We start from the raw sequence: 23,408 nt of genomic DNA, 5'->3' as shown, positions 1-23,408 counted from the left end.
CCTCAATGCGTCGCTCGATACCAGCGGGCAGTAGCGGCCAGCCCCTGGTCGGTTGAATACGGCGGACGCCAACCGAGTACGGTGCGAATGTGGCTCGTGTCTACCTGTAAGCTGCCTATCAGACGATTGATCTGTGCCGAGCGGCCAGTCAACCGGCCCGCCAGGCGCAACCAGCCCGATGGCACCGGCAAAAGGCGAGCCGGCGCCTGCAGGTGCCTGGCCAGGGACTGAGCCAGCTCGGTCACCGTCAGATCGTCCCCATCTGCGACGTGGAAACACTGCCCCCCTGCTCTCGGCTCGGTCACGCAATGCACGAGCGCGTCGGCCAGATTCTCGACGTAGACAAGACTGCGCTTCGCGCGAATGGCACCAAGCGGCAACGGCAAACCTTTGGAAATGGCTGTCATCAGACGGAGGAAGTTGGCCCGCACACCGGGGCCGTAGACGAGCGGCGGCCGGACAATCACGATTTCGAGTCCAGACTCGTTGCCGTATTGGATCAAGGCTTGCTCGGCCTCGTATTTTGACTGTCCGTATGGATCCTGCGGCCGTGACGGCGCGTCCTCGCGCAGCGGGCGACCGGCATCGGCCTCCGCTATCGCCTTGATGCTACTGACAAAGACCATGCGCCGAACGCCTTTCGCGCGAGCGGTCCTGGCGACCCGCAAGGTCCCATCGACATTCGTCGCCCGGAATTCAGCAAGCGGGTCCGAAGCCACGTCCTGCATAACGTGGACTCGTGCGGCGAGGTGCACGACGCAGTCAACTTGAAGCGCGGCGGGCCAAGCCTCGGCCAGTCCTGCATAATTCTTCCCCGTGTGAACCCATTCCTGCGTACCGGTCAGACAACCGCCCCGCTGGCGGATCAGCCCGGTCGTCGCGTGACCTCCGCGCAACAGCGCACCGGATAGAGCGCGTCCGACGAAACCGTTGGCACCGGTGATGAGAACGTGACTCATAGCCACTTCCAGCCGAACCGGTTAAAGAACTTGAACGCCGACGAGACGAACATTTGAATGTGCTTCGCCCCTTTACGCGAGGCGCCACCGCCATGGTGCAGCACCCTCACGGCGGGCGTATAGACCACGCGCGCGTGCTCATGTGTACGCAAGCTCAAGTCGTAGTCTTCGAAATAGAGGAAGTAGCGCGGATCGAAGCCGGCGAGCCCTTTGAGCAACGCCGTGCGAAATAGCATGAAGCAACCGCTCACGATGGGTGGGTCCCACACAACGTCGCAGTCGTTGATGACATCGCGCATTTCGTAGCGCGAAAGCCGTCGCGCAAACAGACGCCTGATACTACCCGGCACGAATCCCCTGACGAATAAATCCAGCAGGGTCGGATAACGGCGGCACAGGTACTGCAGACGTCCTTCGTCGTCGCCGATGCGTGGCGTCAGGAGACCCGCTTCGGGATGCCTCGCAAAGAAATCGAGAGCGTTCACCAAGGCAGGGGCATCGAGATCGATATCGGGGTTCAGAATGAGGTGGTAACCGCTCACGGACCGTTCTATCGCGAGGTTGTGACCTCGCCCATACCCTACGTTGCCGTGGCCGTTGATCACGACGGAAGGAATGCCACGATCGCGCAGCCCGGCCAGCTGCGCGGAAACATCCGGCAACTCACCATTATCGACGAGGTAGAGGACAACCGGAAAAGCAGGATTGTTCACGCGTAATGCGTCGCAAGCGGCTTCCAGACTCGACAACGTACGAGTAAGGAGCACCAGGTCCGGTCGGTAGACGACAACGGACACGGATAAGCTTTCGGTCTCGGGGTGCGGCGCGTTTGTAGCTGTCATGTGCAGTGGTGGGTGTCGTCTTGGCGACACTTGTCTGGTTTGGCCCACGACGGGCTCTCAATTTTGCTCAAACTGGGGGTATTCGGCAACCTGGCTTTCCTTTTGTTACCCCACGAAACGTGGTGGTAAATGTTGTGAGGCACCGGGCATGGGGCCTCTCTTTAGGGCTTGGGTGGGGCCCCTATCCGCTCGATGGAGCGAAGACGGAACGATCTACGGCGATAGTCAGCGTCGATTTGCGGATTGAACGCAACATGATCGCTTGGCGACAGATCGAGCCGGAAGGCTCTGGCGACCAGCCAATTTGCGCAGGTCAGCGGAAGCACTACCGTCCGTACCCCTTCCACCAGTGACCGAAGACGGCGAGGATGTTGCCACCGTCCTGAAGGTTCAGGCCGTGCCCGGCGCTGGCCGGGTGCGCAAACATCACAGGGATCTTTCCGGCGTTCCAGTCGCGGATCGTCTGCGGATCGTGGTCGAGCTGCCGCCCCTTCGGAAACCTTGAGGAATATCAGCAGATCATCGAGCGCATCGGTCCGGTGCGCCAGATGCAGGCCGGTCACAACCGGCCGATGTTCCTTTACCACATCGTTGCGCGCGACACGATCGACGAAGACGTGATGCCACGCCGTGAGACGAAGCGCGAGGTTCAGGACATCCTGCTCGACGCAATGAAGCGGAAAAGCTTGCGATAGTCAGCCCTGCACGACAGCCGCCGCAGCCGTGCTAACCGGCTGCGCAGCCTTGCGCACGCCACGAATGCGTGCCTCGACCGCTCCGGCGACCCAGTGTACGCCCGCTCCCATCAGCCACACGCTCACCAGAAAGAAGACATAGATCAGCGACTTTGGGCTGGTCACAAAGCCGAAGAAGTGGCGATACCAGCCGGCGAACGGCATGTGCACGAGGTACACCTCGAAGCTGATCGCGGTGAGCTTCGGCAGGTGCCACGGCAGGCGGCCAAGCGCACCGCTCACGCTCAGCGTGCCGAAGCCTAGCAGCGGATGTCCGAGCCATACCTTGCCGTCTGTCATGACTGCCCACGTACCGACGAGCAGACACACGACGCCGAGCGGCAATGTCCGCATGAGCCAGCGATCGGTTTGCTCCGGATGCTTGACCAGCATCACGCCGATATATGCACCGATGACAAACGACGGGCTCCATGCGAAGGCCATGAAGGCGTAGTTGAACGGGCCGAGATCAATCGGCATCCGGTGTGCGGAACAGGCAAGCACCAGCACCGCGACGAAGCCGAACACGCCGAAGCGGTCGATCATCTTGAAGGCGAACGGGAACGCCAGATACAGGACCAGCAGAGACGGCAGAAACCAGAAGTGCGTCGAGAATGCCGTGTTCGGATCCTGCGGGATGAGAAGCACGTCCTTTACCCATCCCTGCCAAGTCTGCGGAATGACGAACAGGTGATCCCACGTGCCGATCGACGAAGCGATTCCCTGATACGCGAACATCAGGACGATGGCTGTCCAGTACGGGATATAGATCTTCGAGACGCGATCGACGTAGAAGCGAGTCCAGCTCTTGCGGTTGCGCGCGGCGGACATGCCGAGGCCCAGACCGCTGATCGCGAAGAACAGGAAGTCGGCGAACCACCCGAGGTGGAACGGCAGCATCAGCACGTCGTGCGGCGTGTGCACCAGCTGCGCGAGCGTCGGGCGCGGCGCGCCGAATTGCAGATAGAAGTGGAACGACAGAACACCAAGGACAGCGAGGAGCCGAGTGTTATCGACCCATTTCAGTTTGTAATTTTTCATCTTTCGACCTTTCCGGCCCTTTCGGAATGGCGAGATGGTAACACTCGGCCCCGCGCGGGGCTGCGAATCAGGGACCGACGTAATACTCTTGGAAGAACGAGAGCGCGTTGCTAACCGTCGGTGTCGTTTGCCCGGCGTTGATAACGCCGTCGGCTTCAACATAGTCCGTCGACCCGTTCATCCGAATCAAGGCCGTTACCGGCAAAACGTAGGCAAGGGACGAACTCACTCCCGCATAGCCGGTAAAAATATTCTCGGCAGACATCGCACCGTTTTTATAGATCATCGACGCAGCCGTATAGTTGCCGGCTGTTGTATTCGTGCCTGTCATGTAAAGATACACGGTCACCATATACAGGCCGGACTTTTGCGGCGTGAAACGATAGTTCGTCGTCGCGTCGTACTCGGTGTTGCTATCTTCCGCCTTCGTGTTGAAGGTGATCTTCGCGACCGAACCGGCTGTGAGCGTCTGGTTGGCGCTCATCGTGGCCTTGAAATATGGCTGGCCACCCGCCGACGTTGCACCGCTCACGGCAGACTGTACGAAGGCCGTCGTCGCGATCTGCGTCGTGTTCGTGCCACCCGTTGCCGTGGGCGCGGCGGGCGTGCCAGTGAACGCCGGCGAGGCCAGCGGCGCCGCGCCGATGCGTGACAGTTCAGCGGCGGCGGATGTGACGCCCGTCCCGCCGTTCACCACAGGCACGGTCAACCCGCCGAGAATGTTCGCCAGTGCGCCGGCCCGAGTCGTCGCAGCCGTCCCACCGTTGGCGATGGCGAGCGTCCCCGACACACCCGACAAGGCGACCGTCTGCCAGGCGGGCGCGCCCGTCGGTCCCATCGACGTGATGACCTGACCCGAAGTCGAGCCTGTCGGATTGAGCAGCGTGATCGGCGAGAGCGTAGCGCCAAATACGGTGGTCGAAAGCGCGAGCAGCGCCGCGGCGAAAAGTCGTTTCATGCTTTAGAAGCTGTTGCGAAATTAGTTAAGCAGAGGCTTGAGACGCGTCCAGCAAATCAAGGCACAAGCCAAAGACATAAAGGCCTCGTGAACATGAGCGTAGCGTTCGTAGCGAACTTTGAGTCTTCGAAACGAGTGAAGCCAGGCAATCGAACGTTCCACTGGCCAACGTGTTTTGCCCAGCCCACTCCCGTGCGGTGCGCCGATTTTTGCGAGCATCGGCGTGATGCCTCGCTCACGCAAGCGCTGCCTATGGGGTTCGGAACTGTAGCCCCGGTCGCCCTGCACAATTTGCGGCTTGTGCAGCGGACGCCCCCGCTTGCCTCGGATGTGTGGAATGGCATCGACCAGCGCGTCGAGCTGGGTAATGTCGTGACGGTTCGCTGCACTCAGGATGACCGCGAGCGGGATGCCTTGCGCGTCGACGATGAGGTGATGTTTGCTGCCGAGCTTGCGCCGGTCCGTGGGATTCGGGCCGGTTTTTTTCCCGCCAGGACTGCGCGAATTGATGAACTGTCGACGAGTGCACGCGAGAGGTCGATTTCGCCACGACGACGCAGTTCGGCCAGCAACGCTTCGTGGATGCGCTGCCAGACACCGGCCTGCTGCCATGCGACGAGCCTTCGCCAGCAAGCGGTGCCTGAACCACATCCCATTTCTTGCGGGAGCAGATTCCATGCAATGCCCGAGCGCAGCACGAATACGATGCCCGTGAGCACCGCACGGTCGGGTGTCGGCTTGCGGCCCGCATACTGGCGATTGCGTGGTGCTCGCACAGGCAGCAGGGGTCCGATGAGTGACCACAATTCGTCGTCTATGAGTTCTTTCGGCATCGCTTCCTGTCGGGCAAAACAAGACACGAAGTTAACACCAACTCGGGAAAGTTAACAGCCTCGAAATTTAATTTCGCGACAGCTTCTTAATGGACGACAATCTGAATAATTGAGCAGAGCATCACCAGTCGTACTTCGCCGCTTGCGCGCGAATTACTGCGCTTCTTCTATCTCGTACATTCTCACTCGTTTGACGAGCGCCCCCTCACTTCCTCTTGTCGAGAGATAAACATCCGCCAGCCCAGTGGTATTCCGAACTAAAACATTCTCTGTGAAATTTTGTTCACGGCCGGTACATTGTACGAGCCGATAATATGGGCTCGCATCCTGCCAATTAACTTGCGCAACAAAAATTTCATTGTGTGAGGCACATTGAAAATCCACCTTGTAAGTCACCCACTTAGCGTTACCGACCGAAACATTTGCCACAGCTGAATTTTTAGAACTTACCATCAGACCTGCTTTCGATTGCGGAACACGTACCCCTCGATTGAATTCACTCAAAGTCGGCGGATAAAAATCAGTAATCAGTTTTCTTTTGATTGGCGAAGGCATAAATTTATATGCAATCGTCTGCCCGACCTGCATCACCGGGAACCCGTATTCGCTAACGATAGGCCCAAGTTTTGCAGTATATGAGCCAGAATCTTCGTATATCCTTGAAAGATCCCAATATATCGTTGTCACACCAAGTCGCCTCAAAAGGTCAGTCAATTCTAACGGCGATTTCGTGGCAGCCATTCGATCCGCCAAGATAGGCATATACGATGACTGAGAATACACGCTACCCCAGAGGGTGGAGAAAACCGGATGATCCGGGTCAAACAAAATCTTTTCTTTTCCATCGCCCGAAAGTGACAATTTTTCGTTCAATATTAATTCCGGATTGTTTTCCACCAAAAAACTGTGCTTCTTGCCCCTTGAAAACAACTGCAACCAGCCATCTGCCATATACCAGGCAGCATTAGGGCTGGCGATCAGATTGAAAATCGCAACAGTTCCAAGCAATAGCGTGGCACTAATGTAGCGCAGCCGTACTATCAGCGTATCGGAAGACTTTTCGGATGAAAAAAGCGCAGCAAGTATCGCAGTAGACAACGGAATAGCCGGCGCCATATAGCGATAATACTGTATAGCATAAAACATAACAACACAATACAAAACGGCGGCCAAAAACATTAAAAACAGGGTACGCCGCCGCTTATCAAAAGCCGCCAACACAATTGCAACTGGCACCTCAAATACAAATTGAAATCCAGAAACGCCGTCGCGTGACTCAAAAAAATTTGAAGTCCACCAAAACATTCTAAAAAAATCAACGAGCGTCCTCCTATTCGCATAACGCCCGTCTACATAATTTTCCAACGGTAGAAATGGAGATTTGAATATCCCGTTATATAGCGGAAACACCGGATTCCCAGTTTTTATATAGGAAAATATATAACTATGAAACGCGACAAAAATGGCGGAAACACCCAGCGCAATGACCCATTTCGCATTTGGGCGAACATCAAAAAAATTCGCTTTCCAGTCCGTTCGGAGCATGACGTATGGAACAAAAAGCGCCCCGAGCAATATAACCATTGTGATCTTACAGGCCAGTGCAAGAGCACACACGCCGACTGCTGCAATCAACACGTCGCTCCAAGGCGCACGCCGCAGCCTAAGGATCAGAGAGCCCGTCGCTGCCGCAAGGCAAATTGCGAACAGTTCCACTTGCTGCGATGTCACCAGCATCAGAACAATCGGAGACGAAATGGTGACGGCGCTCAGCAGTAGTCGCGGGCCACGGGGCACTCTTACAAGGCGTAACAGTCGCCAAACCATCCAACTTGAAAGCGCCAGCAGCATGATGTTGGTAGCACCACGAGCGTCGCGACCGGCGACGAAAGTGACACAGCCATGGATCAAATCAACGGCAAAGGGGGCGACTGCCCATTTCTGGGAAGAAAAGTTAAACTGAACTTGTCGATAAAAACGGAGCTCCGATCCAATTAATCGATGAAGAGAGTTATCATCAAAATTAATTGTCGGAAAGAATGCGCAAGATGCAACGTAGGTAAAAACGAGAATAAAAAAAATAAATTGAATATACGGTAGCATCCTGATCGAGGCCGCAACTCGACTACCGGCAGCGTTCAATTCACTGACGCGCGAAAGTGAAAATAGATATGGAAGAGCAAGAGCAATCACATAACCCGAGCGGTAATTTAGGTGAGTATGCGCAAGCACGCCCGTGAATACAAGAAACAAGATTGTCCCGCATATCCAGCGCAGCTCGGGAATTTGAAGGCGTCGATGCACCCGGGTCTTCCGCAAAACGAAAGATCCAGCCAAATAAATACTGCCCACCGTATAGACAGCACTAGCGAAGCTTATTACATCCGATCCGACCGCAAGAAATATCAAACACAGGATCACCAAGAGAAGTCTCGACCACAGTACCGGCAGCACCAAGTAGACAGCTAATGCAATAATTCCTGAAATAGTCGCATATTCAAGAAGTATTCGAGTTGGATGTGCTGCGAGAGGAAGTTTGATTTGATCAAACTGGATCGCCGATAAAATCAGAATAACTAGTGAAAAACAGAGTAGCACAATTGCAATTGCACTCACTCTCGACTCGGAATCGACAGCGAAAAAAGTTATATCCTGACGAATGCTTGAATTTTTTTCGTTATTTCCGAGCATTTTCCTAGGCACTCAAAGAAATATAGACACCACAAACAATGAAAATTGCCCCAACAAAGGTTCTCGCCTTTAAAGCTTCATGAAGAAAAACACTGGACAATATCGGAACAAGGAAAAAAGCCAGCGAGGTAAAAGCGTACGCCACACTAAGAGGCGTCGTCTTTAAAACAGCGAGCCATAAAAACGTTGCAACCCCATAGATCACGAGTGCAATAATTAGGGTTTGATTAAGCAGACTAGGAATTAGCCTATCAAGACGAAAATCAATCTGAGCTGCGGAAATTTTAAATAAAATTTGCCCAGTGGATAGTGCCAAAATGGTCAGGAGTGCTAGAAGTATTTTAGTTGCGTTCATACAAAATAATCAGCCTTTCGATTCGGATGATGGCACAAACTCGTCCCTACGAGACGTAAGCATGTCATGAATACTTTTACGCGGAACGTTGGCAACATCGAATGCGATAAATGCCAAAAGAAGCTGAAGTCCCATCAGTACGCAAAGCGTTGATACCATAATGGTGCCAAACGGTGTCGCTTGCTTCACGAACAGGTTCGAAATCCAGTGGTAGAGCCCAAATAACGTGCCAAAGGGGAATAAAATCATTCCAATAACCAACTCGAACGACGCCACCGTCATATCACGCAAAAAATAATTGTAAAAAACTCGCTTCCCGAAGTTGCGAAGATGCTTCCCGAGAAATTCAGGAAGGATACGTTTAATACTAAGGTTACTCTTCTCATCTCCATAGCGCGAATGCATTGGCACGTCAATGATCACAGCACGGATTGTATTGAGCCTGAAGAGCATGTCAGTCTCAAAGAAATATCTCTTGCTGATTTTATCCATCGGGAGTGACTCTGCGACTTTAGCATGGATCGCTGTATATCCATTTGTGGGATCGAAGACCGACCAATAGCCGGTGGATATTTTCGTCAGGAAGGACAATACGGCATTCCCAAATATCCGAATTTTTGGCATCTGATTAATGAAGGTCAGATCGTAAAATCGATTTCCCTTTGTATAGTCGGCATGGCCATTGAGAATTGGGGTAACAAAATATTTAAGCAACGCCGGATCCATCTGGCCGTCACCGTCAATCTTGACGGGGACTTCAGCGCCATCGCCGATCGCGGCTTTGTAGCCTGTCATAACGGCGCCGCCCACTCCTTCGTTCTTTGCATTACGCAAAACACGTACCCTTGGATCTACGCAGTGGCGCTCGATAAACTCGCCTGAATTCTCCGGACAACAGTCGTCAACCGCGTACACTCGCCAAACGTGTTCGTCGATCTTCGACAATACGCCCAAGATGTGATCTGTGACGCGGTAGCACGGAATGACGACTGCAATTTTTCTCATATCGTTTGGACGTATAGTTGCAAGAAGCGAGCGGCCAATTCTACCTTCGTTTGTCTCAACCACGACAAGGCTGGCGCAACGATCTTTCGAATTGAAAGTGGAATTCGACGTGTGTAGTCAATAGTCGAAAGTGTTGTGCACTTTACGCAGCAAAATCGTGAATTCTGACGGCAACATCCAGTAAATCATGGACGCGCACAAACTCCGTATCTAAATCCTTGACGACTACATCCCCAAACAGATAGTACTCGCCAACCTTAGCCGCCTTTGCCGCCTGCATATCGGTCAACGAATCCCCCACCATGACTGACCTACCAAGATCGATGTGGTGCTCCGTGGCCGCCCTCAACAACATCCCCGGCGCCGGCTTCCTGCACTCACACACCACGCCATACTCGCCAATCCCTGCGCTCGGATGATGCGGACAGTAATACACCTGCGTGATCGGCGCACCCTGCGCAGCGAACTGCTCAAGCATCCACTTCGTGAAAGCCGCAAACGTCTCTTCGCTGTAGTAACCGCGCGCGATGCCAGCCTGGTTGGTCACGACGAACACGTCGTAGCCCGCCTTACGCGCCTCCCGCACAAGCTCGAAAATTCCCGGTACGAACACGCAGTCCTCTGCGCGATGCAGGTAACCAATATCGACATTGATAACCCCATCGCGATCGAGAAACAGCGCGCGCCTCAGTGCTGCCATCGTCTCAAGCCACCATCTGCGGTACGAGCGTCTGCGCCAGCGCGTAGTCTTCCGGCACACCAATATCGATCAACTGGCTAACGGCCGGAACCGCGTGCACCTGGAGATCGGCAAGATGAGCATGCAAAAAGTCCTGCTCGAACGAGAATCGCTCCTGATTCACATAGCCCATGAACGAAGCGCGCTTGACCAGATAGACACCGGCGTTGATGTAGCCCGCACCAGTCTGCCCCTTCTCGCGGAATGCGGTAACGCGGCGCGGCGCGGCGGCGTCGAAATCCACGGCACCGTAGCGGGCGACGTCATCAAGCTGCGCTACCGCCATAACGACGTCGGCCTCACCCGACGCACCCGCGGCGCGCAGATCGTCGAAATCGACAATGGTCATCGTGTCGCCGTTGAGCACGAACGCTGCGTCGCCACCAATGTGGGCCATAGCCCGGGCAATGGCGCCGCCAGTACCAAGCGGCTCGTCTTCGATGACGTAGTGCACCTTCAGCGTCCCGAAGGTGTCACCGAAGTAGTCCTCAATCACGTCGCGCTTGTAGCCAACTGACAAATAGACATCTGCAATACCCTGCTGTTCGAGACGGCGCAGGACCCACCACAGAAACGGCTTACCCGCCACCGTAGCCATCGGCTTAGGCAGATCAGGCACAACGGAACGAAGGCGCGTACCGAGTCCGCCAGCGAGAACAATTGCGGGAATCATGCCGGACTAAACATGCTCGATTCAACCAGGCCACAAATGATGTGCGCCAGCAGGATATGACCTTCCTGAATCTTCGGCGTCGATCGCGACGGCACTTCAATGCACACGTCGCACAACTCGAGCATCGCATTCCCGCTTGCTCCGGTAAAGCCCGCAACGTACATACCCTTCTTGCGGGCCTCTTCCATGGCGAGCAGGACGTTCGGCGACTTGCCCGATGTCGAGATGCCCCAGAAAAGGTCGCCCTTGACGCCGCCCGATTGGACCTGGCGCGCAAACACTTTCTCGTAGCCGTAGTCGTTGCCGATGGCGGTCAACGCCGACGTGTCGGTGGTCAACGCAAACGCGGGCAGACCGGGGCGGTCGAAGTTAAAGCGGCTGACAAATTCGCCCGCAATGTGTTGTGCATCGGCGGCGCTGCCGCCATTGCCGGCGATCAACACCTTGTTGCCGGACTTGAACGTGTCGACGATCTTCTGTGCGAAACCAGCAACCTTATCCAGCAGGACTTCGTCGGCGTGTATTGCAGTGAAGAGGTCGATCGCCTTCGATATTTCATTCCGGATCGTATCTTTCATTAGGTCCTCCAGGAATACGTACCGTGTTCTGTGAAATTGCAGGTAAATACCTGACCGTTGAATTGCGCAAGGGCGCGAATCACGTCTGGCCGCTTTGTCGGGTCAACGATGAACATCATGAAACCACCGCCGCCAGCCCCGGACACTTTACCCGCACGCGCGCCAGCCGCAATTGCCGCGTCGTAAATTGCGTCGATGCTCGCGTTGCTAATGCTGGTAGCCATCAGCTTCTTCGAGATCCACGAAAGACGCATCGACTCGGCGAAACTGTCGAAGTCACCCTTGAGGATCGCTTCTTTCATTTTTACGGCTTCTTCCTTCACACGGTGCAATGCGTCGAGCGACGTCGAGTTGCCGCTCCTCACGCTATCTGTCTGCTGCTGAATGATCCGCGCAGACTCGCGGGACACACCCGTGTAAAACAGAACCAACGAAGACTCGAGTTCCGCGCGTACCGAATGCTTCACGCGCAGCGGGTTGACGATCACCCGGTCCTTGTAGAACTCCATGAAATTGAAGCCGCCAAACGTCGCCGCGTACTGGTCCTGCTTGCCGCCGGCAAACGCAAGATCCACGCGTTCGATATCGTAAGCAAGTTGCGCGATGTCATATTCGCCGAGCGGAATCTGCAGGTACTCAACGAAGGCGTGGACCAACGCCACCACCATCGTCGACGACGAGCCCAGCCCCGATCCAGGCGGCGCTTCGGAGTGCGTCGTCACATGGACGGACAGCGGCACTCCCGCGTTGTAGTCACGAACGATACGGTTGTACACGCCGACGTGCAGCTCCAGCCCCTTGACCAGGTCGAGGGAGGCCGTAGCCGCGCCCGACCAGTGCACGGAGTTGTCTGCGGCCACCAGCTCGACGATACCGTCCTGGCGAGGCGTAATCGTCGCGTACGCGAACTTGTCAATGGTGGCGTTCAGCACAAGCCCGCCGAAATCGTCGGAATACGGCGAAACGTCCGTGCCGCCGCCAGCAAGTCCAAGTCGCAGCGGTGCGCGCGCGCGCACCGTTCCAGGTACGTAAGAGGTCGTCATAAGCGATAAATCAATGGTTGAAATCCAGATCCCGCGCAAACACCTCACGAATTGCCGCGCTCGAGAAGTTCGCGGCAACGTAAGCGCGCCCCGCCTCGGCAACACGGAACCAGTTCGCGTCGTTGCGCACCAGCTCGATCACGCTGGAGGCAAACACAGACGGGTCGTCGGTCACAGGCAGAATGTGTTCGAGACCCGCCAGTCCCTGAATGCCGACGGGAGTCGTCACTAGCGGCGTGCCGAAATTCATTGCCTCAACAACCTTGTTCTTTACACCCGCGCCAAAGCGCAACGGCACCACGGCCACGCGCGCGAGCTCATACAGTTCGGCCAGCCGCTCGTCGGTCACATACCCGGTCACCACCACCCTGGGCCCGGCCAGCGCCTTCACCTCGTCGGTCGGATTGGAGCCGACCAACGAAAGCTGAATATGCGGCAGTTCGGCACTAATGCGCGGCATGATTTCGTTCACGAGCCACTTCGCTGCGTCAACGTTGGGCGGATGACCAAATCCGGCAACGAACACAATCTGGCTGCGCTCGTGCAACGTATCCTCGTTATCGTTATCCGGACGCGGCTCGAAAAAATAAGGCGGCAACACACGCGCCGCCACGTCGGGCGCCATCTTGTTGACGGTCTCGGCCTCCGTTGCCGACGGGTAATACACCCGATCGACCGCGTTCCAGACTTTCAGTTCGAGCTGACGCTCGCTCTCGGCCTGGCGCAGCAATTTCTGCTCGCCCGATACCTCCGCCTGCTTCAAGGTGCGCTCGAAGTGCAGGTCGTGGCCGTAGTAGAGCAACTTGGCAGCGGGTGCGTACTTGCGCAACGGCTCGATGAACGGCTCGCTGATATGTGGACGATTCAAAAATGCGAAGTCGATGGTCTGATCGGTATTCTTGATCCATTCTTCAAAGCCATCGATGAACTGCGGACCGTAATAGACCTCGACGCCCATTTGCTGCAGCGGCTTCACATAGGCTTCGTCGTACCAGAGATTCTGCGGCCAGAACTTGACGTTGAGCCCCATCTCGAGGAACACGCGAATGAAGCAGACAATCGAACGCGAACCCGCATCGCGATCGGGCTGCGGAACATAGTGGTCGATGATCAGAACGGTCTTGAGGTTGCGCGTGCGATCACGCGCTGCGCTCACGTGCGTGCCGTTGTCGAAGTGCTGCGCGTTGAGGACCTCGTGCCAACGTTCGCGAAACTTCTTCTGATTCTCGACCTGGTAAGCCTTGATGCCAGACCCCGTATCCGTTCCGTTCGAGACCCCTTCGTAGTGGACAATGACCGATTCCGGCTGGTAGTAGACCTTCTTACCCGCGTGACGGATCTTGAATGCCAGATCGGAATCTTCGCAGTAGGCCGGCACATAGTGCTCGTCGAATCCTCCCAGTTCGTTCCACAGCTCTCTTCGGAGCAACAACGATGCGCCCGACGAATAGTCGATTTCCTTGACGTAGTTGTAGGCGCTCCTGGACGGGTCGTCGAGACGTCCGAAATTCCACGCGGAGCCGTCCTTCCACATGATTCCGCCCGCTTCCTGCAGACGGCCGTCGGGATAGACAAGCTTGGAGCCGACCATGCCGCAATCCGGACGCGTGTCGAACAGCGCGACCATCGAGTCGAGCCAGCCGGGCATAACTTCCGTATCGTTGTTCAGGAAGTAGACGAAATCGCCACGAGCGTGCGTCGCGGCGTAATTGCACGAACGGATGAAACCCAGATTCTTCGGATTCGACACAAAGCGAAGACCCGGGATCTCTTGCATCCGCAGAATATCCGCGTCTCCCGATGTGTCTTCCGCAACGATAACTTCGATCGGAACCGTCGGCATATGCTCGACGATCGACCGGACGCACGCAAGCGTGTACGGCAAATTACCGTAAGCCGGTATGACAACCGATACCAGTGGATTCTCCACCACCGGCAGCTTCAAGGCAGCAAGGATCGAGTCGAACTCTTCCGGCTTGATTTTCGGGCGCCCTAAAATCTGGGTCAGCCGCGCGCGTTGACGCTTCCATGTTTCGTAAAACACCACGCCTTCGAACAGCGGCCCGGCAACGCGAAATAACACACTTGCAAGTGCGTTCTTTTGCCGGTAATTGAGAGGCAGCGACTTGTAAGCCTCACGCGCCCAGCGTTTGGCATGGGGGCGAAGCGGCTGCAGTATCGATGAAAAATCGCCTCGGACGAGCCGCATCAAGCCGCGCAACGGGCGCGTGATCTTCCATGACGTGGATGCCTGGAGCCTTGCCAGTTCGCCCTGAAAATAGCCGAGTTCCGCATGGAGTTCGTCTTGCACATGGCGAATTGCGTCGTACCGATCAAGAAGAGCCGAGCTGTCACCTTTCCTGGTCGATTTCAGCCGCTGAAGCTCCTCGTCGAGCGACAATGCCCATGCCGTCCGGTCAGCAAATTCGGCTTGCAACCGGCGGATTTCCTTGTCGCGTGCGTCGATTTCGCTGTTCTGGCGATTCGCCCACACCGCGAGTTCCTCTTGCCGGCTATAGAGATCGCAGCCCTCTTCAAAGAAGACCGATGCCTCCAGCCTGGGCTGTCCGTGCTCAGCATCCTTCGAGCAGACGGCCAGAAAATACATGATCGCGTCGAGTTTCGGTGTCCGCACCGTTACGCCGGCCTGGTCGAGCGTCAGAGCGGAATACGCTGCGTCCTGGCGGTCTTCCGGGAGTATCACCGAACTCGTAGCAAGGCGCTGGCCATAGTACGTGACGCCGCTGAAATAGCGTTTCACCAGCGCGTCGAGTTCGGCGAAATACAGCTCCCGGACGTGAAACTCGTTCTTGAAGTTACGGTCGTCCGAGTACACCTTCTTGTTGGGCGACGACAGGATAAGAAAACCACCCGGCTTTAGTACGCGGTGAATCTCCGCAAGCATTTCATCGTGCTGCGTCAGGTGTTCGAGCGTCTCGAACGAGACGACCGCATCCACGCTCGCGTCAGCCAGCGGGATCGCCGTTGCGCTTCCCTGCCTGAACGAGAGATTCGGGACATCGCCGTAGCGCGCGACTGCATGCTCGACCGCCTCATGCGAAATATCTACGCCCGTCACATCCTTAGCGTACTTGGCCAGAATTGCCGAGCCGTACCCTTCGCCACAGGCAATGTCCAGCACATGCAGACCCTTGACGGTCTGCGCTGCCCAACCGTACCGGTGCAAATGTTCATAGCGCATGTCCCCTTCTTCGGTCGGGACATACCGTTCGCCAGTGAACTCGATCACGCCAGTGACCTCTCTTTTTCGACGCTAATGCTCAGCATAGGGATGCCGATTAAGCCGTGACGCATTGTGCTGTCGACTGTACGGAACTGCAACGCGTCGTGTAGCCAATGCTGTTGGGTGTGATCGTCCTGGGTGCCGGATGCAACGGCCGCGTCAATGGAGTACGCGCCAACCGGCAGGATCGGCATGCGGAACCGGAATGAGGCAATGAACACTTCGCCCTCACTTCCTTCGATGACGTCTTCGTAACTCAGGTGCGAATTGTCGCCGAACAGGCGTTGTCCCAATCTGTCTTTCACGTAGAAGCCAAATATCAATCCCGCCATCTGCTTGTGGACAGCGACTTTCAATTGCAGCGTGACCAGTTCCCCACCCTGCATGAGTTGAGTCTGCCGGCTGTCTTCGTCGATCAGTGAAACGTCGACGATCGAGGCACCGCCCGCACCGAATGCGCTCTCGTGCGCCTCCGGATCGAATTCAAATACCTTGATCGAGTTCGCGGGCCTCAATTGATCGAGCCGCGGATCGACCACATCAAGTGCTTTCATCTTGGCCCGGGCCCGCTCGGACTTCGCCGCGGTCACGGCTACGCCCTGAGCCTTGCGATCAAGCACATGCTGCTCGGCCAGATAAGCCTCGACCACTTCTTTGGCCGATCCATCCATGCGCACCGAACCATGATCGAGCCAGACAGCGCGTGAGCATAGACTCGTTACCGCGCCGACATCGTGGCTCACGAACAGCAGCGTTCCCGTCTTTTGAAATCCGCGCAAGAACCGCATGCACTTCTGCGTAAAACGCACGTCGCCGACCGACAGTGCTTCATCGACCACCAGGACATCCGCGTCGACGTGTGCCGCAATGGCAAATGCCAGTCGGACGTACATGCCGCTCGAATAGGTCTTCACCGGCTGCGACACAAAATCGCCAATCTCCGCAAACTCGATAATGGAGTCGTAGCGCTCTTTCAGTTGCTTTTCGGTGAGCCCGTACAGCATGCCGCTTAGATAAACATTTTCTTCGCCAGTGAACTCGGGATTAAAACCGGCGCCAAGTTCAAGTAGTGCAGCTACACGACCATTACGCGTCACCTGCCCTTCTGTCGGGAAAAGCGTGCCGCAGACAAGCTGGAGAAATGTCGATTTGCCGGAACCGTTCTGTCCGATGATCGCCACGGTCTCCCCGCGCTCGATCGTCAGGTCGACCTTGTGAAGCGCCCAGAATTCACGGAAATACTCTTTCGGCTGTCTGCCGAACAATCGCGACACACGCGGAAAGATCATCTGCTTGAGACGATCCTGCGGGTCCGAATAAATCTCGTATCGCTTGCTGAGGCCCTTGACCTCTACTGCGGTTGGCTGAGCAGTATTAGAGGACATCGGCGAACCCTTTGCGCGTTTTCTCAAACCAGAGAAGGCCGAGCGATGCGACCGCGTATGCAATCACCGAGTACAAAAACCAACCGGCCCAGTTGACCTGGCCGCCCCAAATAGCAACTGTGCGAATCTGATCGATGACGAAAGTGAGCGGGTTCAGCATGATGATCGCTTGCAGACGCTGCGGCACCGACGAGAGCGGATAAAAGACGGGGGCCATGAACATGAGCAAGGACGACACGATACCCATCACCTGTCCCAGGTCGCGCATGAACACCCCGAAGGATGCCAGGAACCAGACGAGACCCGCCGTCAGGACGACAAAGGGCAGCAGAATCACCGGCACAAAAATCACCGTCCAGGGAATATGACCTTGCCAAAGCAGGATCGCGGCCAACAGGATCACCGACGCCACCAGCATATGGAACAGGGCTGTTCCAATCGCAATCCACGGCAGCGTCTGCAGCGGAAAGACCACCTTCTTGACGTAGTTAGGATTACCGACAACAAGCATCGGCGCGCGAGTCAAACACTCCGATAGCAAGGTGTGCGTCAGCACGCCGACGAACATGACAACGGCAAATTCAATGTGATCGCTGGAGCCCGCCCGCCATCTCGACTTGAACACGAAGCCAAACACAAACGTGTAGATGCTCAACATCAACAACGGCGTAATGAACGACCAAAAGAGTCCGAGAAACGAACCCTTGTAGCGGCCGGCAACCTCGCGTTTGACGAACTCCACGATGAGATGCCAGTTCTCCGTGAGCGAGTACACGACTGCAAGCGGATGCAGGAGTCGTTTTGGTGATTCCATACCTGTTCCTATTCTCGATACCGACGCACTTACTGCTCCAGAAGATCGCCCAGAGCCAGCGCGAGCCCTTCGCGCCAATCGAGGCGACCGAGCCCGAAGCGCCGGTCGAACCTGTCGTTGTCGAGCATGGAGTACAGCGGACGGCGCGCTGGCGTCGGATATTCGTCCGACGATATCGGCTCGATCGACGTCGCCTTGATCGCCATCTTCCCGGACGCGCGCGCGCCCTCGATGATCGCCCTTGCGAATTCGTGCCATGTCGTCTGACCCGCGGCGGTCATGTGGAACAAGCCAGACTCGAATTCGCCGGCATTGCGCTCACGCTGTGCCTGCGCCACGACATGGGCCGTCAGATCCGCGATCATGCGCGCGGAGGTCGGTGCACCATGCTGATCCGCCACCACGCGCAGGCTCTCGCGCTCACTGGCCACACGCAACATGGTTCGCATGAAGTTACGGCCGCGCGGCCCGTACACCCACGTTGTCCGCAGCGTGAGCCAGTCGCCGGCGGCGTTTTCAATCGCCCGCTCGCCGGCCAGCTTGCTCGCACCGTAGACGTTCAACGGCGCCACCGGATCGGTCTCGACGTACGGCGTGCTCGACGATCCGTCAAACACGTAATCGGTCGAGTAGTGGATCATCAGCGCGTTCTGCTTGCGTGCGGCCTCGGCCAGCACGCCGACCGCTTCAGCGTTCACCCGGTGTGCAAGTGCCGCGTCGGTCTCCGCATTGTCGACGGACGTATAGGCCGCTGCATTGACGATCACGTGCGGGCGCACCGAAGCGACCAGCTTCGCCAGCGTCTCCGGTTTCGCCAGATCGGCTTCGTTGCGATCAAACGCGACCACCTCGCCTAGCGGCGCCAGCGCACGACGCAGTTCCCATCCGACCTGCCCGTTGCGGCCAGTCAGCATAATCCTCACGCGAATACCTCTGCTTCGGCGAGCGGCCGCCCTGCCGCATCTTTCGCGGCAACCTGAGGCGCGCCGTCGAGCGGCCATTCGATCCCGAGCGCCGGGTCGTTCCACAGCAGGCTGCGCTCGAACTCCGGAAACCAGTAGTCGGTTGTCTTGTAAAGAAACTCCGCACTTTCCGAGGTCACGCAGAAACCGTGTGCGAATCCGGGAGGCACCCACAGCTGGCGCTTGTTGTCGGCGGACAGGTACACGCCCACCCACTTGCCGAAGTTCGGCGAACTGCGGCGGATATCTACCACGACGTCCCACACTTCGCCGCTCACCACGCGCACCAGCTTTCCCTGCGGGTGCTGAATCTGGTAATGCAAGCCACGCAGCACGCCCTTCACTGAGCGCGAATGGTTGTCCTGGACAAACTCTGCACGAGCGCCCGTTTCGCTCGCGAAGTCACGCGCATTGAAGCTTTCGTAAAAGAAGCCTCGCTCGTCACCGAACACTTTGGGCTCGATGATCTTCACGTCCGGTAAAGCGGTCGCAATTACATTGATGGGCATGCCAAGGGGTCCGAAAGTAGATTTTGCAGATAGCGCCCATAGGCGTTTTTCAACAGCGGAGCAGCCAGCGTCTCAAGCTGCTCCGGGCTGATCCAGCGCTGCCGGAACGCAATCTCCTCAGGGCACGCGACCACCAGACCCTGCCGCTTTTGCAGCGTGGCAATGAACGTTGCCGCTTCGATCAGCGAATCGTGGGTGCCGGTATCGAGCCATGCATAACCGCGCCCCATGATCTCGACATTGAGCGCACCTAGCGACAAGTAGCGCGAGTTTACATCGGTGATCTCGAGTTCGCCGCGTGCGGAAGGCTTGATATCCGCCGCGATATCGCAGACCTGCTTGTCGTAAAAGTACAGTCCCGTGACCGCGTAGTTGGAGCGCGGTTTCGCCGGCTTTTCTTCAATCGACAACGCACGGAACGACTTATCGAATTCCACGACACCGTACCGCTCCGGATCGTGCACGTGATACGCGAACACGGTTGCGCCGTCTTTCTGCTCGTTGGCGCGCTCAAGTGATTTCGCGAGGTCGTGTCCGTAAAAAATGTTGTCGCCGAGAATCAGCGCCGACGGATCGTTGCCCACGAAATCGCGGCCAATGATGAAGGCCTGGGCCAAACCATCGGGCGACGGCTGCACCGCGTACTGGATGCTCATGCCCCACTGACTGCCGTCACCGAGCATTGCCTCGAAGCGCGGCGTGTCTTGCGGCGTGGAGATGATCAGGACGTCACGAATACCCGCCACCATCAGCGTGGACAGCGGATAGTAGATCATCGGCTTGTCGTAGACCGGCAACAGCTGCTTCGATACGACGTGGGTTATAGGATACAGACGGGTTCCCGACCCGCCAGCGAGAATAATGCCCTTGCGCGCCATGACGGTACCTTTACGCGCGCTGCGCGTAGTTGGTCTCAACCCACTTTCGATAATCGCCGGAAGCCACTTCGTCGACCCACGCCTGGTTGTCGAGATACCAGCGCACGGTCTTCGCCATGCCCGTTTCGAACGTCTCGGCCGGCTTCCAGCCCAGTTCACGCTCGAGCTTGCGCGCGTCGATCGCGTAGCGGCGATCGTGGCCGGGGCGGTCCTTCACGTACGTGATCTGGTCGCGGTACGAGCCCGCAGCCTTCGGGCGCAGTTCGTCGAGCAGGTCGCACAGCGTATGCACGACTTCGAGGTTCTTCTTTTCGTTCCAGCCGCCCACGTTGTACGTCTCGCCCACCTCTCCGCGCGCGAGGACTTCGCGAATCGCGCTGCAATGGTCGCCGACATAGAGCCAGTCACGCACGTTCTGACCGTCGCCGTACACGGGCAGCGGCTTGCCGGCAAGCGCGTTGGCGATCATCAGCGGAATGAGCTTTTCTGGAAACTGATACGGACCGTAGTTGTTCGAACAGTTCGTGGTGAGCGTCGGCAACCCATACGTATGGTGATATGCGCGCACGAGGTGGTCCGAACCGGCTTTGGTTGCCGAATACGGACTGTTTGGCGCATAAGGCGTCGTTTCGGAGAATTGAGGGTCCGTCGCCGAAAGCGAGCCGAAAACTTCGTCCGTCGAGACGTGCAGGAAACGGAATGCGGTCTTTTCACTCTCGGGCAATCCATTCCAGTACTTGCGCGCGGCTTCTAGCAGCGCAAAAGTACCAACCACATTGGTCTGAACAAAATCCGCCGGGCCATGAATTGAGCGATCGACATGGCTTTCCGCCGCGAAATGCACAACAGCGCGCGGCCGGTGTTCCGTAAAAAGTGCGTCCAGCCCCGCAGTGTCGCAAATGTCCTGGCGCACAAATACGTGCTTCGGATTGCCCCGCAGCGACTGCAACGTTCCCAGATTGCCCGCGTAGGTCAACTTGTCCACGTTCAAAACGGCTTCGTCGGATTGACGCAACCAGTCAAGCACAAAATTGGCGCCGATAAAACCGGCGCCTCCCGTTATGAGGATCATGGAACTCCCTTTGTTGGCGCGAATACGCGGACACGTCCAGCGCTCCTCCTCGCCGCCAGACGCTCAGACGAATGCTGAAAAATGGACTATTCGCGAGACAACGCCGAGGTTAATCCAAACTGCATACTCTGACTCTGATTTATTAACGGCAATTATACGGGGCGGTCGAGCGAACGCCATAGCCCTAACATCCAGAAACAGCTTGATAATTTCCGCCCGACCCTACTCAACCTGAAATCAGGCGGGGGCTACATTATGTCAAAATAACCTTACGCAAACGGATTCACCCGACGTCCATCACACCCCCATCCCTCTCCTGTGATACCGTCACCCGATCCTCTGGCGCTCCGCCAACCGTCCCAAGCCCAATTCGCATCCGTTTTCGCTTCAATGATCAAGCACGACCCGCTTCCGCCCCCCCTCGCTTTCGGCGACCTCCAGGGCTGCCTCTCACCATTTCGCGAACTGCTGGCCAAGGCTGCGCCCTCCCCCGACACGCCGCTCTGGTTCGCGGGCGACCTGATCAATCGCGGGCCCGCGTCGCTTGAAACGCTGCGCGAAGTCATCGATCTCGGCGAGCGTGGCGTAGCCGTGCTAGGCAATCACGATCTGCATCTGCTTTCGGTTTCGGCGGGCATTCGCAAGTCGAAAAAGGGCGACACCATCGACGACATCCTGAACGCGCCCGACGCGGAAGACTTGCTGCACTGGGTGCGCCACCGCCCAATCGCGCACTACGAGAACGGCATGCTGATGGTGCATGCGGGAGTTTTGCCGCAGTGGGACGTCGACCTGACGATGGAACTCGCGCGCGAACTTGAAAAAGCGCTACGCCGCGACAGCTGGCGCGAGACGCTCGCAGGCCTCTACGGCAACGAGCCGAACCGCTGGTCAAAGAACCTGAAAGGCATCGATCGCCTGCGCGTGACGTGCAGTGCGCTCACGCGCATGCGCTTTTGTGATCGCGACGGCGTAATGGATTTCTCGTCTAGCGGCGGCATCGATTCCGCGCCGCCGGGTTTCATACCGTGGTTCGACGTGTCCGGGCGCAAAACCGAAAACATCACGGTAGTCTTCGGCCATTGGGCCGCGCTTGGTCTCACCTTGCGCAAGAACCTGGTCGGTCTCGACTCGGGCTGCGTCTGGGGTGAGCAGTTGTCGGCAATCCATCTCGTCGACGATCCGCACGAGCGCATCCTCACGCAGGTCCCATGCGAGAGTTGCCGCGCGACGAACGGCTAAATCACCCGAATTCGCGCAGGCGCACGCCTTCCCGCGTCAAGTCGCCTGCGCCGCGCCATGCGGATGCGCCGACGGTTCCGCCCGCATCGTCTCCAACGCCAGCCCCACCGCCGCCTCCGCCTGCGCTGCCAGCTTGCGCCGGTCGTCCTGCGGCGGAATCGGCTCACCCACGTAAACGTGCGCGGTCAGCGGCCCGTCATTCAAAATCGCATCGAGTGACGCCTTGAGCGACACGTCGTCGATATACGCGGGCGCGAGCGATTGCCGCCCCTGCGCATCCTCGTAGAAGATGCACAGCGGCTGCACCGGCCGGCCCGCCGACACCGCCGCCTGAAACATGTTCGTATGAAACGGCTTGAGCGCGCCCCCATCCGTTGTCGTGCCTTCAGGGAACACGCACATCAGCTCGCCGCGTTCGAGCCGGGCCGCCAGTTCGTGCATGATGCGCCGCGCGTCGCTGCGCTTCTCGCGCTCGACGAACACCGTATCGAGATTCTGCGCGAACCAGCCGATCAGCGGCCAGCCGCGGATCTCGGCCTTCGAGACGAACGGCGTCGGCCGCCACGCGTTGATGACGTAGATGTCGATCCACGAAATGTGGTTGCTCACCACGAGCGCGCCCGCGTCGATGCGAGCCGCGTCGTTGTGGACGACGAGCTTCATGCCGCACAGCGCGAGCATCTTGAGCGACCACGCGCGGTTCATCGCGTGGCGTTCGTCGGCGCTCGCACGCGGAAAGCGCAGTGCGACAGTCAACGCACCACACAGCAGATGGACGAACAATCGGGCCTTGCGAACGAAGAGACTCATGGCGAATCAGACGAAATCGATATCGATTGAGGTGCGTGTCG

Annotated in this window: 22 protein-coding genes and 1 pseudogene; 2 read left to right on the top strand and 21 right to left on the bottom strand. The window is 57.3% G+C overall.

Features of this window, described 5'->3' with window-relative positions:
• Window positions 1–2 precede the first annotated feature (2 nt).
• The 3 genes and pseudogenes from EPN59_RS03045 to EPN59_RS19695 all read right to left on the bottom strand — a co-directional run.
• A complete protein-coding gene (locus EPN59_RS03045) occupies window positions 3–959 on the bottom strand; it encodes an SDR family oxidoreductase (protein ID WP_293034543.1) in 957 nt (318 codons plus the stop codon).
• The gene (locus tag EPN59_RS03040) at window positions 956–1,801 is read right to left on the bottom strand and encodes a glycosyltransferase family 2 protein (protein WP_293034542.1); all 846 of its coding nucleotides are present in this window, start codon (window positions 1,799–1,801) and stop codon (window positions 956–958) included. The genes EPN59_RS03045 and EPN59_RS03040 overlap by 4 nt, the downstream gene beginning before the upstream one ends.
• Before the next feature lie 364 nt (window positions 1,802–2,165).
• A pseudogene (locus EPN59_RS19695) lies at window positions 2,166–2,288 on the bottom strand (ATP-dependent helicase); the annotation flags it as partial.
• A gap of 61 nt (window positions 2,289–2,349) precedes the next feature.
• Here EPN59_RS19695 and EPN59_RS03035 point away from each other — a divergent pair.
• Window positions 2,350–2,496: a hypothetical protein gene (locus tag EPN59_RS03035; RefSeq protein ID WP_293034541.1), complete on the top strand. Its 147-nt coding sequence runs from the start codon at window positions 2,350–2,352 to the stop codon at window positions 2,494–2,496.
• Here EPN59_RS03035 and EPN59_RS03030 read toward each other — a convergent pair whose 3' ends face one another.
• The 17 genes from EPN59_RS03030 to rfbB all read right to left on the bottom strand — a co-directional run bounded on the left by EPN59_RS03030 (window position 2,497) and on the right by rfbB (window position 21,315).
• Window positions 2,497–3,576, bottom strand: coding sequence for an acyltransferase (locus EPN59_RS03030; protein WP_293034540.1), 1,080 nt, complete (start codon window positions 3,574–3,576; stop codon window positions 2,497–2,499).
• 67 nt (window positions 3,577–3,643) lie between these two features.
• Window positions 3,644–4,534 carry a hypothetical protein gene (locus EPN59_RS03025; RefSeq protein ID WP_293034539.1) on the bottom strand — a complete coding sequence of 297 codons (891 nt, stop codon included), beginning with the start codon at window positions 4,532–4,534 and terminating at the stop codon, window positions 3,644–3,646.
• A gap of 21 nt (window positions 4,535–4,555) precedes the next feature.
• Window positions 4,556–5,367, bottom strand: a protein-coding gene (locus EPN59_RS03020) for an IS5 family transposase (protein ID WP_293034538.1) whose coding sequence is annotated in 2 segments (ribosomal slippage) — window positions 4,556–5,028 and window positions 5,028–5,367 — 813 coding nt in all. Because the reading frame shifts where the segments join, the coding sequence is not laid out codon by codon here.
• Window positions 5,368–5,520: 153 nt separating this feature from the next.
• The gene (locus EPN59_RS03015) at window positions 5,521–7,983 is read right to left on the bottom strand and encodes a hypothetical protein (RefSeq protein WP_293045525.1); all 2,463 of its coding nucleotides are present in this window, start codon (window positions 7,981–7,983) and stop codon (window positions 5,521–5,523) included.
• 79 nt (window positions 7,984–8,062) lie between these two features.
• Entirely contained in the window at window positions 8,063–8,413 is a 351-nt protein-coding gene (locus EPN59_RS03010) for an EamA family transporter (RefSeq protein WP_293045522.1), read from the bottom strand.
• A 9-nt stretch (window positions 8,414–8,422) separates the two neighbouring features.
• Window positions 8,423–9,418 carry a glycosyltransferase gene (locus EPN59_RS03005; RefSeq protein WP_293040889.1) on the bottom strand — a complete coding sequence of 332 codons (996 nt, stop codon included), beginning with the start codon at window positions 9,416–9,418 and terminating at the stop codon, window positions 8,423–8,425.
• Window positions 9,419–9,560: 142 nt separating this feature from the next.
• Entirely contained in the window at window positions 9,561–10,118 is a 558-nt protein-coding gene (gene gmhB / locus EPN59_RS03000; protein ID WP_293040886.1) for a D-glycero-beta-D-manno-heptose 1,7-bisphosphate 7-phosphatase, read from the bottom strand.
• Window positions 10,119–10,122: 4 nt separating this feature from the next.
• Window positions 10,123–10,830 carry a nucleotidyltransferase family protein gene (locus EPN59_RS02995; RefSeq protein WP_293040883.1) on the bottom strand — a complete coding sequence of 236 codons (708 nt, stop codon included), beginning with the start codon at window positions 10,828–10,830 and terminating at the stop codon, window positions 10,123–10,125.
• Window positions 10,827–11,408, bottom strand: coding sequence for a D-sedoheptulose 7-phosphate isomerase (locus tag EPN59_RS02990; RefSeq protein ID WP_293040881.1), 582 nt, complete (start codon window positions 11,406–11,408; stop codon window positions 10,827–10,829). Before EPN59_RS02990 ends, EPN59_RS02995 begins: the two co-directional genes overlap by 4 nt.
• The gene (locus tag EPN59_RS02985; RefSeq protein ID WP_293045519.1) at window positions 11,408–12,451 is read right to left on the bottom strand and encodes a dehydrogenase; all 1,044 of its coding nucleotides are present in this window, start codon (window positions 12,449–12,451) and stop codon (window positions 11,408–11,410) included. The genes EPN59_RS02990 and EPN59_RS02985 overlap by 1 nt, the downstream gene beginning before the upstream one ends.
• Before the next feature lie 10 nt (window positions 12,452–12,461).
• Entirely contained in the window at window positions 12,462–15,701 is a 3,240-nt protein-coding gene (locus EPN59_RS02980) for a methyltransferase domain-containing protein (RefSeq protein ID WP_293045516.1), read from the bottom strand.
• A complete protein-coding gene (locus EPN59_RS02975) occupies window positions 15,698–17,080 on the bottom strand; it encodes an ABC transporter ATP-binding protein (protein ID WP_293040872.1) in 1,383 nt (460 codons plus the stop codon). Before EPN59_RS02975 ends, EPN59_RS02980 begins: the two co-directional genes overlap by 4 nt.
• Window positions 17,070–17,894, bottom strand: coding sequence for an ABC transporter permease (locus tag EPN59_RS02970; RefSeq protein WP_293040868.1), 825 nt, complete (start codon window positions 17,892–17,894; stop codon window positions 17,070–17,072). The genes EPN59_RS02975 and EPN59_RS02970 overlap by 11 nt, the downstream gene beginning before the upstream one ends.
• A 29-nt stretch (window positions 17,895–17,923) precedes the next feature.
• Entirely contained in the window at window positions 17,924–18,817 is an 894-nt protein-coding gene (rfbD, locus tag EPN59_RS02965; RefSeq protein WP_293040890.1) for a dTDP-4-dehydrorhamnose reductase, read from the bottom strand.
• Window positions 18,814–19,365 (bottom strand): dTDP-4-dehydrorhamnose 3,5-epimerase, encoded by a 552-nt coding sequence (gene rfbC, locus EPN59_RS02960; protein WP_293040865.1) that lies wholly within the window; start codon window positions 19,363–19,365, stop codon window positions 18,814–18,816. Before rfbC ends, rfbD begins: the two co-directional genes overlap by 4 nt.
• The gene (rfbA, locus tag EPN59_RS02955; RefSeq protein ID WP_293040862.1) at window positions 19,350–20,243 is read right to left on the bottom strand and encodes a glucose-1-phosphate thymidylyltransferase RfbA; all 894 of its coding nucleotides are present in this window, start codon (window positions 20,241–20,243) and stop codon (window positions 19,350–19,352) included. The genes rfbC and rfbA overlap by 16 nt, the downstream gene beginning before the upstream one ends.
• Before the next feature lie 10 nt (window positions 20,244–20,253).
• Window positions 20,254–21,315: a dTDP-glucose 4,6-dehydratase gene (gene rfbB, locus EPN59_RS02950; RefSeq protein WP_293040859.1), complete on the bottom strand. Its 1,062-nt coding sequence runs from the start codon at window positions 21,313–21,315 to the stop codon at window positions 20,254–20,256.
• A 390-nt stretch (window positions 21,316–21,705) separates the two neighbouring features.
• Here rfbB and EPN59_RS02945 point away from each other — a divergent pair, with 390 nt between their 5' ends.
• Complete coding sequence (locus EPN59_RS02945) at window positions 21,706–22,557, top strand: symmetrical bis(5'-nucleosyl)-tetraphosphatase (RefSeq protein ID WP_293040856.1); 852 nt, start codon at window positions 21,706–21,708, stop codon at window positions 22,555–22,557.
• Window positions 22,558–22,593: 36 nt separating this feature from the next.
• Here EPN59_RS02945 and EPN59_RS02940 read toward each other — a convergent pair whose 3' ends face one another.
• Window positions 22,594–23,367 carry a lysophospholipid acyltransferase family protein gene (locus EPN59_RS02940; RefSeq protein ID WP_293040854.1) on the bottom strand — a complete coding sequence of 258 codons (774 nt, stop codon included), beginning with the start codon at window positions 23,365–23,367 and terminating at the stop codon, window positions 22,594–22,596.
• Window positions 23,368–23,408: the final 41 nt, after the last annotated feature.

It is taken from the genome of Paraburkholderia sp., from assembly GCF_004298475.1.
Taxonomy (GTDB): domain Bacteria; phylum Pseudomonadota; class Gammaproteobacteria; order Burkholderiales; family Burkholderiaceae; genus Paraburkholderia; species Paraburkholderia denitrificans.
This window is presented reverse-complemented; position numbering and strand designations above follow the sequence as displayed.

Coding starts and splice junctions, on each gene's coding strand:
- EPN59_RS03045 (WP_293034543.1), bottom strand. CDS start 959: ATGAGTCACGTTCTCATCACCGGTGCCAACGGTTTCGTCGGACGCGCT.
- EPN59_RS03040 (WP_293034542.1), bottom strand. CDS start 1,801: ATGACAGCTACAAACGCGCCGCACCCCGAGACCGAAAGCTTATCCGTG.
- EPN59_RS03035 (WP_293034541.1), top strand. CDS start 2,350: ATGCAGGCCGGTCACAACCGGCCGATGTTCCTTTACCACATCGTTGCG.
- EPN59_RS03030 (WP_293034540.1), bottom strand. CDS start 3,576: ATGAAAAATTACAAACTGAAATGGGTCGATAACACTCGGCTCCTCGCT.
- EPN59_RS03025 (WP_293034539.1), bottom strand. CDS start 4,534: ATGAAACGACTTTTCGCCGCGGCGCTGCTCGCGCTTTCGACCACCGTA.
- EPN59_RS03010 (WP_293045522.1), bottom strand. CDS start 8,413: ATGAACGCAACTAAAATACTTCTAGCACTCCTGACCATTTTGGCACTA.
- EPN59_RS03005 (WP_293040889.1), bottom strand. CDS start 9,418: ATGAGAAAAATTGCAGTCGTCATTCCGTGCTACCGCGTCACAGATCAC.
- gmhB (WP_293040886.1), bottom strand. CDS start 10,118: ATGGCAGCACTGAGGCGCGCGCTGTTTCTCGATCGCGATGGGGTTATC.
- EPN59_RS02995 (WP_293040883.1), bottom strand. CDS start 10,830: ATGATTCCCGCAATTGTTCTCGCTGGCGGACTCGGTACGCGCCTTCGT.
- EPN59_RS02990 (WP_293040881.1), bottom strand. CDS start 11,408: ATGAAAGATACGATCCGGAATGAAATATCGAAGGCGATCGACCTCTTC.
- EPN59_RS02985 (WP_293045519.1), bottom strand. CDS start 12,451: ATGACGACCTCTTACGTACCTGGAACGGTGCGCGCGCGCGCACCGCTG.
- EPN59_RS02975 (WP_293040872.1), bottom strand. CDS start 17,080: ATGTCCTCTAATACTGCTCAGCCAACCGCAGTAGAGGTCAAGGGCCTC.
- EPN59_RS02970 (WP_293040868.1), bottom strand. CDS start 17,894: ATGGAATCACCAAAACGACTCCTGCATCCGCTTGCAGTCGTGTACTCG.
- rfbC (WP_293040865.1), bottom strand. CDS start 19,365: ATGCCCATCAATGTAATTGCGACCGCTTTACCGGACGTGAAGATCATC.
- rfbA (WP_293040862.1), bottom strand. CDS start 20,243: ATGGCGCGCAAGGGCATTATTCTCGCTGGCGGGTCGGGAACCCGTCTG.
- rfbB (WP_293040859.1), bottom strand. CDS start 21,315: ATGATCCTCATAACGGGAGGCGCCGGTTTTATCGGCGCCAATTTTGTG.
- EPN59_RS02945 (WP_293040856.1), top strand. CDS start 21,706: ATGATCAAGCACGACCCGCTTCCGCCCCCCCTCGCTTTCGGCGACCTC.
- EPN59_RS02940 (WP_293040854.1), bottom strand. CDS start 23,367: ATGAGTCTCTTCGTTCGCAAGGCCCGATTGTTCGTCCATCTGCTGTGT.